Here is a 14,512-nt window from a genome sequence, read left to right as displayed (position 1 = left end):
CAGCGTCAAAGTGCCACCACGAGCAAAGAAAAACCGAAAACTCGCAGTGCCTGGTCCGGTAACTCCTTCATACGCTTGTCTTGGAACACCAGTTCGATGTTCAAAGCGGACCCACCATGTTGAAACTTGGCTGAAGGCGCGTTGGCTTCGTCTGAATGGTCCATTGTCATCTCCAGTCCAAAGAGTAGTCGCATCGCGAAAATCTCCGCCCCAACGACCTCTCGCAACCTTGAAATTCCAACTGGTTTCATTGGTATCCTCGGTCATTCTGAAATTGACGCTGGAGCCTGCTTCGACATCGAACTTAAAGTGCCGTGGTCCTCTTGGGTCTTGGCGCACCAACTGAGATCGCGCGGGTGATGCGACAGAACAAAGTAAGGTCGCCATACCCCCATGAAGCAAGTGTCGCCTGGTCATGGCCAACTGGTCACAGTCCTGATTCTGAACTGGGGCACACATCAGACCTCCTAAACCTGCAAAATTACTATTTTCGGCAACCCTTACCAAAAGGTGACCTGCCAGATACTATGGATTAGCGCATGGTTCTTCAGATCGGAATACAGAGCCCGCAACCGCGGCAAGGGTCGCCAAACGCGGGCGAGTTCGTTATCAGTTCAAAACTGCCCCCCACATTACCCTTTAGCACGACACGTGCAGGATTTTCAGTTTCGTCGCCTTCAGGAGGTTGGAGCGTTCCATTATCATCGTAATAGTGAAAGTGCAGACCGTCGGGAAAGGTGTCGATTTCTCCTGAGAGCACTGTCTCCATATATCCCGTAGGATCGGAACGGTAGGCTTTCATCTTGTCATCATCTGACAACTCGTCAATTCTTCTTTGAAGCACGTTCAGATCGATCTTTCGGTACTCTGGCCCTAAGCCATCCACAGCTTCTCGAATCTCGTCATTCATTGGTGAATCCTCAATCATTCAAATGAAGGGTTAAGTCATTTTCGAATGGCATCATTTTATCTTGACCAACGAACGGGTCAATTGGCCAGCAGTGCTTTTGTGCACCATAAGTGCGTCTTCTCCGCAGCAAAGGTCTCCAATCCAATCGTTCTTGGACCCCAATTCAGCCCGATCTGAAAGGCCAACGACCAGCAGTAACTTGACGTGCCTTCACGCACAGGTTGCAAACAGGCTGATTTCATTTAGGCTAACTGCTAGAGCAGCTTTTTGGGGAGGATTTTATGGTTCGGGTCAGATTGTCTTTTGTGCCGCCGGGTGGCGGCGAAACTGACTACGGATTAACGATGAACATGCCCGCTCTCCCACGTGCCGGAGACTATATTTCCGTTCGTCGAGAAGGTGTCGTAGATGAACGGCCAGACTATGTTGGAAGCGAAGACTTTGTTGTTCGCAGAGTATGGTGGTATTGCACTTATCCTGATGATGGTCAGCTATCTCATACATCAGGGACAGAGCCAGTTGGGGTAGCTGAAGTCAATGTTGAATGCGAATTTGCTATCTCGCCGTACTCATCACCAGCACATAAGCGGTCAGCAAACACTGCAAAGAGACGCTCAGAGCCACAGACCTTTGATGAAAGCAACTACTAGTCAGTTGGGTTTGCCTAGCTGTTTTGCCAAGATCGCCGCAGCTGATATGTCCATCCCGCTTCCGTCATCCTTAATTATGCCGTCCTGTGTTGGGCGGAAAAGTGACCCAAGAATGATGGCTTCATTGTCTGCGCCAACATCCTTGCCCTCTTTCATCGCCAAATAGGTTTCGGCGAAGGCCTTCTTTTCGCTAGCGTCTAGGGCAAGATGGCGTTCGCTAAGGTGCACCCGGTATTGCAACCTGGCAAACCACAACAAAAGTGACGTTACGAGCAGCAGTCCAGTTACTGTGATCGGTCCCTTAGCTGAGAACACCCTATCACATTCACTCGCAGGCAATGCAGGTATGGCTGGGGCTGTTGAAGTAGCGGCAACACCTTCTGTCGCAGGCACCAAGCATAGCGTTTCGTGGAAGCTAGCGGCAATGTAGTCACCTGCTAAAAAAGGAACTGCTAGACCAAACATGATCGCCAATGCACCAATACTGACAAACCTTTGCATGGCCTTGGCCGAATTCATACTGTGACTGGTCTCGCGGCCTTCCCAGAGCTTTACTGGAGCCCGTAGCCGAAGCTGTGTGGCGAACAGATTCTGAAGGTGCTCAAATTGCTTTTCCCGTTCGTCTTCGGCTCGCTTACTCCTTAGCTCGAATAGCCGTACCTTCTTTTCGGCATCCTCGAACGCCTCGGCGACTAGCTGTTTTGTTCCTTCCAACCATAGCTTTTGGCGTCGGTCGCGTCTTTTGTTTAGCCGTAAAATGACATCATGGATGCGCCTTGATTTTGCTTTCTGTGCTTCGAGATGTGCATCAAGATCGTCGCTATGCTGTTCTTGAAGGCCTTGAATACCCTCTATCTGATCAGCTAACGCTTGGAGATGGTTTTCGGCCATTCGGGCTGCGCCCGCCATTTTAGCATTTGATACCCTGCTAAAAGGCAACGCCTTTACAATGGGTGCGGTTTCGACGAGCAATTTGCCCTTTTGCTGCAATGCCGCTACTCGGTTGTCCGTTGGCCGGTTGAGTCCCTTTTCCCGCATGAGAGTGAAAACGAAGCAAGCCAGAGCATCTTCGGCATAGCCAGCGTCAAAAAGACCCATAATCAGATGCGCCTCCAAGCTATCGGAAGGAGGTGGAAGCGGCGGACGCCTGGCCGGGGAGTTGGCGTTTCTATTGAATTGGTCCTGATCCCCTAAATTCACAATCTGATCGGATAGGGAGGAAGTGATATTGTCGGCAGTCCACGTAGTATTGTTGTTCGCGTGAATTCCATTTGGCAAATTTTCGCTGACAAATTCGAAGAATGGTGCCCAGAATTCCGCTTCGCCTTCCAGATAGGTTTGCATTCCGCGCTTCGATGGAAATACGATATCGTCCATGTTGTTGTAGTGAATGTGGTAACCATGGTCGGCCATGAAATGCTAGTCCAAATGGGCTGAGTAGAGTATTGTCTAACAGTCTTTAGTAGAGTTGTTGCCGACGCATTGCCAGCTTTGAAAGTTATTGTTGTAACAACGAGCGTCCAAATCGGAACGGAACTGTCTCGGGCGCTAGCATAGTAGCTTCCAACAAACGCACGGATGTCGCGGACTCTTGCTTTGCTGCGACCGCAGCCAAAGAATGACGTGACCAAGGTCTGACTAGGGCCGAGCACGCCATCACGGTGGTAGGAGGTTTGCAGTTTTGCAATGTCGGCTTCCTGCGCATTGCGCACGTTCACATAACACCGACGAATGCCCACCTTCCCACTTTTTCGACTGGACTTGTGCTGAACAGGAAGCGGTAGTGTGTGAGCGTTTTGCGTGTGTCTCCGCCCGATGTGTCGGGCTTGGGTCAGTACTGGGGGGCAAGTTGCCCACAGGATCTGAACAAGGAGACAACAATGACGACGACCAATGCGCATCAAAAGCTAACGGGTAAACCAAGCAAACCGACGGCAAAACGCAAGACCGCCGCCAAACCCACACGCAAGAGCTTGCTGATCAAGGCCTTGTCGAAGGCGAAGCCAGTGACGGCAGCCCGGCTTGCAACAGCGCTCTCGCTGCAACCCCATTCGGTACGGGCCGCGATCAGTGGCCTGCGTAAAGAAGGCCTCGTGGTTGAAACGATCAAGTCGCCAAGCGGTGGACCAGCAAGTTACCGGATCGTCCCGAAGACGACGGAGAGTGCGAAGCAAGGTAACGACGCATGAGGGCGCGCGGTCAAAAAAGCGACGTTACAACCACCCTGGCAGCGATTGCCTCGGCTGACCGCGACGCCTTGCTGTCAAGATGGCACCATGTGCATGGCACGCCACCACCCAAGAGCCTGTCGGTCGGGTTCCTGCGGAAGGCCCTGAGCTATGAGGCTCAGGTCGCAGCAAGAGGTGGGCCAAAACCCCAGGTGCTGCGTGATCTGAAGCGACTGGCGAATTCTGACGCAGCCGCATCTCCCAAGGCAGGCCTGGCGCCCGGAACCCAGCTTGTCCGTGAATGGAACGGGCGCACTTATCGTGTGACCGTATCGGAGGCAGGTTTTGTGATGGACGGGCAAATGTGGACGTCCCTGTCTACCCTGGCGCGCCACATCACCGGAGCCCATTGGTCCGGCCCACGCTTCTTTGGGCTCGGCAAAGGCACGCGCCAAACACCTGCAAAGACGGAGATGCCACGTTCGGGGTCGGTCCAGCGATGACGCCGCAGCGCGCTGCACCACAGAGACGACGCAAAATCCGCTGTGCGATCTATACGCGCAAATCGACCGATGAAGGTCTGGAACAGGACTTCAATTCACTGGATGCCCAGCGAGAAGCCTGCGCAGCCTATGTGGCCAGCCAGAAGGCCGAAGGCTGGGTTCTTGTCGCGGAGCCTTTTGATGATGGCGGCTATTCCGGTGGGACATTAGAGCGCCCGGCCTTACAGCGCCTCTTGGCGGCGATCGCGCAGCGTCAGATTGATCAGATCATTGTCTACAAGATCGACCGGCTCACCCGGTCACTCGCAGACTTCTCGAAGATCGTTGATCAACTGGATGCGGTGGAGGCCAGCTTTGTATCTGTCACCCAATCCTTCAACACAGCCACCAGCATGGGGCGACTGACACTGAACATGTTGCTCAGCTTTGCGCAGTTCGAACGTGAGGTGACGGCAGAGCGGATCCGGGACAAGATCGCCGCCTCAAAGCGGAAGGGTCTGTGGATGGGCGGATCGGTGCCCCTTGGATACCTCGCAGACGGCCGCAGCTTGAAAATCGACCCCGACACGGCGCCTACGATCAAGCGCCTGATCGCACTCTATCGTGAGCATGGCTCCATCGTTGCCGTCACCAAATGCGCCAAGGAGGAGAGGCTTTGCACCCGGATCATCACGGACCCAGCAACGGGACGACAGCGCGGCGGCAATTCATTAAGCCGCACCCATATCCACCAGATCCTCAGCAACCCGATCTATGCCGGACGCATCCGGCATCACAAAGCGGTCTATGAAGGACAGCATCCGGCCCTGATCCCGCCTGATGAATGGGAGGCTCTTCAAGCGCAACTTAGCACCGATGCCGCGCGCGCACGGGGCAGCCAAAACCGCGGCGAATCTGCAGCGCTCTGTGGCAAGATCTATGATGAACGAGGAGAGACGCTGACCCCCACACATACGGTCAAGGGCAAGACCCGCATCCGGTATTACATCTCCCGCTGTCTTGTGAGCGGTGCAGCGAAGGATCATCCCGATGCCTGGCGCTTGCCTGCTGTCAAACTCGAAGAGGAGATCGCTGCGCGCATACATGCGAAGCTGGCAGATGCCACCTTCATTGCAGCCCTGCTGCCAGAAGCAGATGCAGCCACGCTGCAAGGTGCCATGGCTGCGGCATCACACTTTGTAGAGGCAAATGCGAAAGACACGGCTCCAACAACTCTACAACTCATTGCACGCCTGGATCTCAAACCTGCCCGGATCCGATTAAGACTTGATGCAAGCCAACTCGCTCAGATCCTCATGATCGACCCGGCGATGCTGGATGAAACGCATCTTGCCTGGGAGGACACCTTCACGCTGAAGCGGCGCGGCGTCGAAACGCGGATCATCCTCGGTCAGGCGGGGGCCAACATCGATCCGGTTCTCTTGCGCAACATCCATCAAGCGCGGCTCTGGTACAGCGAGATCATCGCAGGCAAGACCATCGCGCAACTGACCGCACGCGATGGCGTCTATCGCGGCAGGCTCAGCCGCCATCTCACCCTGGCCTTCCTCGCACCTGATCTTCTCGCGCAGATCACGACGGGACATCAGCCTCCTGGCTTCACATCTGAATGGCTGAAGACCCATGATTTACCCGCCGATTGGGATGCGCAGCGCGCACTGTTCAACGCGCTCTAAATCGACTCTCAAACACCCGTTCAATCCCGTTCTGCCCACGCTCAGAAAACGGACCCGCTGTGTCGGGCAAATGAGACGGGAACGCGAAACGCCGCTGAGATTCCGGCAGATCAGGTCTCAGGTGCAATAATAGCATCCGATGACCTTTGAAACGTCGGGAGAAAAGAACGCCGGAAAATCGTTCAAAAGCAATAGGCTAAGTGTGGCGGAGCGGAGTTTTTTTCTCGAACCCGTCTCTGTTTGTGGGCTGGCGGGTCTTGGGATGTGATATTAGATATATGTTTCATAGGCTTAGGATTTTCTTGCTCTATTGCTGACCATTTCCCAGGGGCATTTGCGGGTCCCATAGGCGGGATGTGAGTGCTGTTTTGGGTGCGCTTTCGGGCACGTTGTTGCGATTTTGCGATCGGACTCTGCACCATGGGTGTCGTTTTGCGGGATGGCAGTGTTGATATCTGGGATCGGAGTGTCGTTTGGTGGGAAGGCAGTGACATCTGCTGAGGGCGTTTTGTCGTCACCCTGTGCCGCCTTTTGCCCCTCATTTTTAGGTGTCGAACTGCTTCGCGGTGGTCTTCGTATGAGCGCATATCAAGGCGTGGTTTGTGCCTTTGGCTGAGGCTATACACACAAACCCTTGCGTGTATTTCGGGCTGTTCTGACGGGGTAGCCCTTGTTCATGACACAATTTCCATCATGAACAGAGGGCCCATCCATGACTTCGACTGCCACACATCCCGACCATCCTTGCGACCAATCCTGCAAACACGCGGCCCTGCGCTATGTGCATCCGGCTTCGCTAACGCCTTATGCCAATAACGCACGCAGGCATTCTGACGCGCAGATCAAGCAGATTGCAGAGAGCATCAAGCGGTTTGGCTTTACCAACCCGGTTCTGGTTTCTGATGATGGCGAGATCATTGCCGGTCACGGTCGGGTCCGCGCGGCCCTGGCACTTGGATTGTCCGAGGTGCCCACGCTGGCCTTGTCGCATCTCACCGAAGCGGAACGCCGCGCTTATGTGATCGCGGATAACAAGCTGGCCGAGAATGCGGGCTGGGATGCCGACATCCTGTCGATCGAGCTGCAGGCGCTGGCGGAGATGGATTTTGATCTCGCACTGACGGGCTTCTCACTGGGCGAGATCGAAGTGGTTCTGGATGGGGCCGCGCAGGCGCAGCCCGATCCGGCCTTGAACAAAGTGGATGAGCCGGCGTCTGGACCGGCTGTGACGCGGCAAGGGGATCTCTGGCATCTGGGCGCACATCATCTGCTTTGTGGAGATGCGTCCGCCGCCTGCGACATGGCGCGGCTCATGGCGGAGGACAGGGCTGCACTCATCTTCACCGATCCGCCTTACAACGTGAAGATTGATGGCAATGTCACCGGTCTTGGACGGCAGAAGCATCGGGAGTTTGCGGTGGCCTCGGGCGAGATGAGCCGGGAGGCATTTACCGCATTCCTGACCAGTACCTTGTCAAACATGGCGTCTGTCGCGGCTGGCGGGGCGATTGCCTATGTCTGCATGGATTGGCGTCACATGCAGGAACTGCTTGAAGCGGGAGAGACAGCCTTTACGGAGTTGAAGAACCTCTGCGTCTGGAACAAGACCAATGCAGGCATGGGCACATTCTACCGGTCCAAACATGAACTGGTCTTTGTCTTCAAGATTGGCACGGCCGCCCATATCAACAGTTTTGGTCTGGGCGAGAGCGGCCGTTACCGCACGAATGTCTGGGATTATGCCGGGGCAAATGTGTTGGGGGCTGCGCGTGACCAGGCACTTGGCATGCATCCGACCGTCAAACCCGTTGAACTGATTGTTGATGCCCTGAAGGATTGCAGCCGGCGCGGCAGCATCGTGCTGGATGGCTTTGGTGGCGCTGGCAGCACATTGATCGCGGCGGAAAGCTGTGGCCGCAAGGCCAGGCTACTCGAGATCGATCCGCATTACTGCGACACGATCATCCGACGATACATCGCGCTGACCGATGATCGTGATGTCCGCAATACGGATGGGGAGCGTTTTGACGATCGTGCTCTCGTGAGGATCTGAACCAATGAGTGGGAACAACGGAGACAACAACTCGGACGACGATACACCAGCGATGAATGCGTTCTGGGAGTTGGTGGAAGCACTGGGCAAAACCAGGGTCACAATCCTGAAGGATGGTCAGCCTACCGAGGCCTCAATAGAGTCGGCTGTTCTCCAAAGGCTCGCGGCATCGGCACTGAACGGCAGCGTACAAAGCATTCGGCAATTTAACGAACTCCAGCGCATGGCTGCCGAGAACAAGCAACGTGATATCAACAGCTCCGTCACGCAGTGGCGTGCGATCAGACTGGCGCAACGCGAGAGATTCACCAACCACATCAAGAAGCACGGGTGTGAGCCGTTGGACTTCCCCCATCCCGACGATATCTGGATCGATGACCGCACCGGTGTGCGGATCCGTGGCCCACTTGATTACGACGATTACATCGCCATGCGGCACACCCAGCGCATCATTGATGCGTGTCTCTGGCAGGATGCGCTTGAGCGGCGGATGAATGGCTTGCATCGGGAGGACGACCCACCAAGCGGGGGCCTGCTCCTGGCTGAGCTTCTCAACCAGACCTTGCCGCGCCGGGAACAGCTGCGTGGGGGTGATATCGTGTTCAGAATGATGCGGCGAGAGGCTCTGTCGAAACGGCAATTGCTCACGAAGGCCCGTCAGGCCTGGCTTGATGCAGGCTATATCATCAAGCGCGGGGCGACACTGCGGTCATCCTGTTACATCCTGCGCATACTGCGGATGATTCCGGATGCAAAACGCATCTGCGACACGGATGATCTCGACGAGGAAGAGCAGTTGCTGGCGCTGCAGGCCATGATCCGACAGCGGATGGCAAGCGCCACCGAATGAGCGGGGAGGCCTGAAGCGGCCATGCCGGGAATCAATAGAGCCGATCAACTTGGCGTATTGTTCACTTGAACGCCATCGGCATCTAGTCTTCGTATTAAGCTATAGATACACAGAATATGCCGAGCCAAACCCGCTTGAGCTGGCCTTCACCTGCTACCGACGCAGCAACTTGATGATCTCACAACGCGCGTTTTCTCGCCGCATCTTGGGCAAGCCGTCCAGCTACTATGTCTTCATGATCACACGCAATCGAACGCCATCGGTTGCAGTGTTGAAGACGCTGCTCGCAGTAACGAAGACCATATTTGCCAGCTTCATCGGCAACCCCCACTTCAGCAAGACCATGCCGTAAACCTGAATGTTGCCCATGATCAGCTGCAAGAGTTGATCGAGCGTATGAAGATTGAGTTGGAACTGATCAACGTCGCAAAGGAGTTGGTTGGAGGGATGACCATCAATCAAACATTTCAGATATGTCTCGCCACCCGAATTGATCCGGAAAACCTCCTTTTCTGAAAAATGCGCTGAAAGCAATGATAGCTTCCTCAAGTTCGAGCAGCTCGTCCGCTTCTACCCTCATTTTTCCACCGCCAAAAACTAGTGTCTGTAGGTCCTTTTCCGTTCGATGTCTCTTTTTAGAATATGCTCTATAGTGCTTGCCTCCATTCCGGCTTCGAAGCTCAATGACGCATGTGCTTTCCCCACCAGCTACTTGGAGGTATGAGCCGTCTTGTGCAGTCAAAATGGCAAAAGAATGCGGCCCTGATTTTTGCAGACCCCGCAAAGCCTGTTCTACCACGGCAAACTCTTTGACGTGAGTAGGTTTTCTATTCTCGATTTCGAGTAGCATCTTCATCGCAAATATATAGTTATGTTTCCGACAACTTGTTCTCCGACAATTTGTCCGACGCCTTCTGCTGGGCCAAATTTGCAAAGTCTTTGAGGGCGGTGCGAAAGTGGCATTAGCCCAAGGAAGTGTTTAAGGTGTATGCCTGTAACAACCAGCGGCTAAGTCCACCTAATCGATCAAACTGATCACGGATGCAATGCCTGGTTTGGGGCTCGGTCGGCCTTGTAGCAGTCTGCGGCTAAGGTTTTTCATGTGTCTTTAATATAGTTGATACCGCATGATCATAGTCAATATCTATTGATTTATAGTATTTGAGTATTTCTCAATTTAGCAAACTGATCTTAAACTCAATCAGCAGAAGCAATGGATGGGGCTATTCCCCCTCGGTGATTTGATTCTCTATCCCCCATAGAGGAGGGGTCGCCTGACTAAGGAGACTTGGGGCATGGGCAAAGAAAGTCTATATTACGAACGTGGTCCTTTAAACCCAAACTGCCTCACACGCAAAAACGCATAATCTTAAGTCACTGAAAATAAAAAGTTATTGAAAGTGCTGGAAAACCCATGATATTTGCAACAAAGGCGCAAGCCAACCGCTTGAAACACGACAACATGGCCTACATCGGCGACAGTCGCGCAACAGAAGCCCGCCCAGCCCATCACCGTTGTAACAAAGGTCTAAAGCGGCTAGAATCGCGATAAGCCGTAAGGGTTTCCAAAGTAAAAAAGATGACCTTTTAAGATAGCAGCAAAGTTAGAATTATGATTGTGGCCCACTTGATTTGAAGTTTAACTAGAGTGATCTCAATGAAACAAAAACGCATTTTCTATGCGCCACTATTGATTATAGCGGTAATTTTCTTTGTACTCGTGTCACGCGGAGTTGCTATGGGCGACCCACTAACAAATCTCAGATGGTTCTTCACCGATCTCTTTCGAGCCCAGCTAGATAATCCTGAAATGATACTCAGGGGTAGTGATCCAGAGCTTGCAAATACGCCGCCTGCTGACTTGAATGAGAGGCGCGCGCTTCACCTCATAGAATCAACTTCTGGTCGTGAAGAGCCTCTTTCATGCGATGATGTCGCTGTAATGGGATTCCGTGAATGGCACGAAGGCTTACAGAAATCTCAAGAAGCACGCCAGAATTCTGACAGTAGCCATATCACACCTGAAATGAATTGGCCGACGTTTTGGAATTGGAATTCACCAGCTTTTGTATCATTGGATATAAAAAGAACCCTTTTGGGAAACTTACGGTCAGCGTCGGTATCAGTAGCAGTTGTTGGGCATAGCTTTCAAATTTCTAGTGTTATAGACCAGTCAAAGAACAAAATAGCAAATAACGCTCTCAATCGATTATTTGAAGTACGTGGACGAGGATATCGAAGCCTTTTTGAACATCAACTATCTGATAAGGAATTTATCATTACCGAAACTGAGAACTGCACTGAGTTCTCAATATTCCGAATGGAGGTAATCTAAGTGTCTGATTATGAAATACAATTTAATGTGTACGATGGTACGTCGGGCTCTTCAGGCGCATTTTCTGCCTCTGGCCATGCAAATGTGACTTTCAAAGATAATACGTCGGGGTTTTCCGTGACAATTGGAGCAAATCAAAACTCTATCTCAGGGGGAACTGGTTTCAGAGGGTTGGGATCAACGACTGACGGTATCATTCAAGATGAAAGCGGAAAACTCGAACCAGGCCAGCATTCAGTAGTAAGTCGGGGCGTCCCAGTCACCAAGGAGCAGTTTGAGGCCCTATCTAGCCATGCCCAAAGTCTGGTGGAATCCGGCCACACTTACGACTACTCGGTTTTCGCCGGTCCAAACGGACATGCACAAACATGTGCAACATTTGCAAACAGCATATACGAAGCAACGGGGCATCCGGGGCAAGTCGGGGACCTTTTTACTCTGCAAGATATGTTGCAAGCACCAGGCTTAGTTTGGGATTTCATGCCTGGCATTGGGACGCTAGACGTCGGATTGATACCAGATTACGTACCTACAGGGCCAATTGACGGGCATGTGGTCGACACTTCAAACATTGCTCCGCAACACTGCTTCAAGGCAGACACCCCAATTCATATGTGGCCGCTTGATCCGGCAGTCAAACCGCGTGCTGACGGCAGTTATGACGATGAGCTGGTACGATCCAAAGTCTGGACAAAGCCGATCAGCGAAATCCGTGTCGGTGATTTGGTGGTGTCGTATGATGATGAGGGACGACTGCAGCCCGGCCCTGTCACGCGCACCATGACCAATACGTCAACGCACATGTTGGATTTCTGGGGCACGGGCGTTACTCCCGGCCACGCTTGTTATTGCGCTGATGGCAAGTTCAAAGGCGAGCACGTCCCGCTCTTGGATATTTTGCGCACCGATGGCGCAGTCATGCGGGATACAGGCAAAGTGTACCGTGCAGCCACCAACTGCGAGGTTGGCTCTATCGGCGACCGCTTGATCCATGCTGAGGCGAGCGCGCAAAACCCGGACGGCACATGGACGCCCAAAAGGCAAGGCCAAATTCGCTTTGGTACGCGCATCTCAACGCCAGATGGCAAGAAGAGCGTATCCGTGATGGAAATCGCCCAGAGGCAGGGCTGGAGCCTGTCCGATGACGGCTACATGGTTGGCATGATCGAAGGCAAAGACGGAACTATTCAGGAGGGTCAATTCCCGTTCCCATACACGCACGGCAGAGAACTGCCAAAGCCAGAGGATTACATTCTCACTCGCTCACAAGTAACGCTTGAAGCGATCTATGCTGCTGGGGAATGGGAACAAATCGGTACAAGAATGCCTGCACCTGCTGGCATGGTTGGCCTGAACACAAACCACACCAGCACATTGTTGCAGCCGTCAAAGCCGCAACCCAACATCCCGCCAGCGTTTGCCCACCACCCGGATGCGCCAACAGCAAAACCGCAACGTATCGCACGTCCACCGATGAACCGCAAGCAACGCAAAGCAATGGAAGCCAAAGAACGCAAAGCGGCCAAGATGCGCAAGAGAGCGGTGGTCTGATTAATGAGCGATGATGACAACGACGAACTCGCACCTGGACAGGTCGTACCGGCGTTTGAACCTGATCTGTCAGAGTTCAAATGGGCTAAGACGTCGACACATATCCCGTTGAAACGCCCTGTGAAGGTCTACAGTATCGAGTTGTCAGACCCGACGCTGCGTATCGCGACCAGTCCGCCACCTTTCAAGAACACATTGAACTGATTCAATTCTGGATTGCCAAAACTAACCACTTTTCTTGGTTGTTACGCGGTTGTGTTGTATTCGGATTTCTTCCGTAATCGGTGCAGCACAAACGTGCCTTCGCTGATACGATCAGCCTCAACGCTGTTCTCGATCTGCATGAGCATCGACCAATCGCGCACCATTTCACACGTCTCACTGTCGAACCGCTCACACTGCATGGGCTTTTTGTCCTCATAAGTGATGCGGACATAGTGAACGCGGAGGTGGTGGTATCGCCAAACCTAGGTCGATTCTGGTTGAGTGGAGAATAGGGTGTTAGAGTACTTTTTTGGTGGGATATCAATCCTTCGCTACGTAGGGTTCGAACTGGAAAGACACAAACAAAGCGCCTATTCGCAGAGATTTTCCTGTCTCTGAAGCTTCACATATTGTCGCTGCAGGCTTTTCTGCCGAGATGATGGCGAACACCATAGTCTTGACGCGTGGAGCCCTTATTTGAATTAGTCTCGATGTGATCTGACACCGCATTCAAAGAGTGAAGACGGACTGAACTGCGATAATCTAAGTTAAAGCAAAGACATCATCCCACAGCACAGCAATCTCCGTATTTGATACAATTAACACCTCACCATCCCCGAAATCAAACACCGTGTCCGCACCGTTCTGGGACGCAAAGTTCATTATGGTATCGCTTGTAACTCCGGCTAGGTTGTTGAAGACAATCGTATCAATGTCATCCTGGAAATCTGTAATGACGTCTTGATCGCTACCATTTCTAAAATAAAAACTATCAGCACCAGCGCCACCGGTTAGGATGTCGTTTCCGCTGCCACCATCGAGAAGATCGTTGCCATTTTGTCCAATTAATTGGTCTGAGCCTGAGCCACCAAACAAATGATTGATGTCAAAGTCGCTCAAATAGGTCGCTGCACCAAGTGGACCTTGCTGGATGAAATCCTCGCGTCCATCACCATTATAGTCGCCTGCAAGCAACTCGCTATGCTGTCCACTAAAGCGGTTAGCCCAATCTAAACCAGAGATTTCATGCAACTCGTCATAAAGCTCCGATGTTGCATCACTCTTTCCAAGAAATAACTCCACGGTTCTTATCTCGTCATCGGCCCAATGTCCCTCTTCTTGCCGAATGAAGTCTGTTACGCCGTCACCATCAAAGTCTCCTGAGATCAAATTAGTGAGCGATCCGCGGAACACATTTTCATCAATATGATCAGACAAATCCCGAAGCCGACCTGCGTTTTCAAAAGTACCGCCGCCGGTTGCCAAAAAGACCTCCGCCGTTCGGATATCATCCTCATCCCAACCTGCAGTTTCTTGCCGGATGAAATCCGTCATCCCGTCACCGTTGAAGTCGCCGGTGATCAGGTCTGTAACCGATCCCCGAAAGACGTCGCCGTCATTCGCAAGATGCCTGAGCCGACCCGCGTTTTCAAAAGTTCCGCTGCCGGTTGCCAAAAAGACCTCCGCCGTTCGGATATCATCCTCATCCCAACCTGCAGTTTCTTGCCGGATGAAATCCGTCATCCCGTCACCGTTGAAGTCGCCGGTGATCAGGTCTGTAACCGATCCCCGAAAGACGTCGCCGTCATTCGCAAGATGCCTGAGCCGACCC

Annotated in this window: 14 protein-coding genes and 1 pseudogene; 8 read left to right on the top strand and 7 right to left on the bottom strand. The window is 52.8% G+C overall.

What is annotated here, in order from left to right; translation table 11 throughout:
- Positions 1-5 precede the first annotated feature (5 nt).
- The 3 genes from SLH47_RS24530 to SLH47_RS24520 all read right to left on the bottom strand — a co-directional run bounded on the left by SLH47_RS24530 (position 6) and on the right by SLH47_RS24520 (position 2,937).
- Positions 6-164 (bottom strand): hypothetical protein, encoded by a 159-nt coding sequence (locus tag SLH47_RS24530; protein ID WP_320243556.1) that lies wholly within the window; start codon positions 162-164, stop codon positions 6-8.
- A 383-nt stretch (positions 165-547) separates the two neighbouring features.
- Complete coding sequence (locus tag SLH47_RS24525; protein ID WP_320243555.1) at positions 548-910, bottom strand: hypothetical protein; 363 nt, start codon at positions 908-910, stop codon at positions 548-550.
- A 650-nt stretch (positions 911-1,560) separates the two neighbouring features.
- Positions 1,561-2,937 carry a DUF6161 domain-containing protein gene (locus SLH47_RS24520; RefSeq protein WP_320243554.1) on the bottom strand — a complete coding sequence of 459 codons (1,377 nt, stop codon included), beginning with the start codon at positions 2,935-2,937 and terminating at the stop codon, positions 1,561-1,563.
- Positions 2,938-3,440: 503 nt separating this feature from the next.
- On the opposite strand from SLH47_RS24520, the gene SLH47_RS24515 reads away from it, so the two are divergent.
- From SLH47_RS24515 to SLH47_RS24495, 5 genes are all read left to right on the top strand, one after another.
- Positions 3,441-3,749: a DUF3489 domain-containing protein gene (locus SLH47_RS24515; protein WP_320243553.1), complete on the top strand. Its 309-nt coding sequence runs from the start codon at positions 3,441-3,443 to the stop codon at positions 3,747-3,749.
- Positions 3,746-4,231 carry a DUF2924 domain-containing protein gene (locus SLH47_RS24510; RefSeq protein ID WP_320243552.1) on the top strand — a complete coding sequence of 162 codons (486 nt, stop codon included), beginning with the start codon at positions 3,746-3,748 and terminating at the stop codon, positions 4,229-4,231. The genes SLH47_RS24515 and SLH47_RS24510 overlap by 4 nt, the downstream gene beginning before the upstream one ends.
- Positions 4,228-5,907, top strand: coding sequence for a recombinase family protein (locus SLH47_RS24505; protein WP_320243551.1), 1,680 nt, complete (start codon positions 4,228-4,230; stop codon positions 5,905-5,907). Before SLH47_RS24510 ends, SLH47_RS24505 begins: the two co-directional genes overlap by 4 nt.
- Before the next feature lie 712 nt (positions 5,908-6,619).
- Positions 6,620-7,960, top strand: a complete 1,341-nt coding sequence (locus SLH47_RS24500) for a DNA methyltransferase (RefSeq protein WP_320243549.1) — start codon at positions 6,620-6,622, stop codon at positions 7,958-7,960.
- Positions 7,961-7,964: 4 nt separating this feature from the next.
- Complete coding sequence (locus SLH47_RS24495; protein ID WP_320243548.1) at positions 7,965-8,810, top strand: hypothetical protein; 846 nt, start codon at positions 7,965-7,967, stop codon at positions 8,808-8,810.
- Positions 8,811-9,035: 225 nt separating this feature from the next.
- Here SLH47_RS24495 and SLH47_RS24490 read toward each other — a convergent pair whose 3' ends face one another.
- Together SLH47_RS24490 and SLH47_RS24485 are read right to left on the bottom strand one after the other, a co-directional pair.
- Positions 9,036-9,179, bottom strand: coding sequence for a hypothetical protein (locus SLH47_RS24490; protein WP_320243546.1), 144 nt, complete (start codon positions 9,177-9,179; stop codon positions 9,036-9,038).
- An 85-nt stretch (positions 9,180-9,264) separates the two neighbouring features.
- On the bottom strand, positions 9,265-9,660 hold the full coding sequence (locus SLH47_RS24485) for a hypothetical protein (protein ID WP_320243544.1): 396 nt from the start codon (positions 9,658-9,660) through the stop codon (positions 9,265-9,267).
- Positions 9,661-10,467: 807 nt separating this feature from the next.
- Here SLH47_RS24485 and SLH47_RS24480 point away from each other — a divergent pair.
- From SLH47_RS24480 to SLH47_RS24470, 3 genes are read left to right on the top strand one after another with little or no spacing between them, the layout of a single operon-like run.
- Entirely contained in the window at positions 10,468-11,145 is a 678-nt protein-coding gene (locus SLH47_RS24480; protein WP_320243542.1) for a hypothetical protein, read from the top strand.
- Positions 11,146-12,696 (top strand): hypothetical protein, encoded by a 1,551-nt coding sequence (locus tag SLH47_RS24475; protein ID WP_320243540.1) that lies wholly within the window; start codon positions 11,146-11,148, stop codon positions 12,694-12,696.
- A 3-nt stretch (positions 12,697-12,699) separates the two neighbouring features.
- A complete protein-coding gene (locus SLH47_RS24470; protein ID WP_320243539.1) occupies positions 12,700-12,900 on the top strand; it encodes a hypothetical protein in 201 nt (66 codons plus the stop codon).
- Between the two features lie 41 nt (positions 12,901-12,941).
- On the opposite strand, the gene SLH47_RS24465 is transcribed toward SLH47_RS24470, so the two are convergent.
- On the bottom strand, positions 12,942-13,100 hold the full coding sequence (locus tag SLH47_RS24465; protein ID WP_320243537.1) for a hypothetical protein: 159 nt from the start codon (positions 13,098-13,100) through the stop codon (positions 12,942-12,944).
- A 343-nt stretch (positions 13,101-13,443) separates the two neighbouring features.
- Positions 13,444-14,512, bottom strand: a pseudogene (locus SLH47_RS24460) (FG-GAP-like repeat-containing protein); the annotation flags it as partial.

Source organism: Cognatiyoonia sp. IB215182 (genome assembly GCF_033963905.1).
In the GTDB taxonomy this organism is placed as follows: Bacteria; Pseudomonadota; Alphaproteobacteria; order Rhodobacterales; family Rhodobacteraceae; genus Yoonia.
The sequence above is the reverse complement of the archived record's forward strand: the minus strand, read 5'-3'. Positions and strand labels throughout refer to the sequence as shown.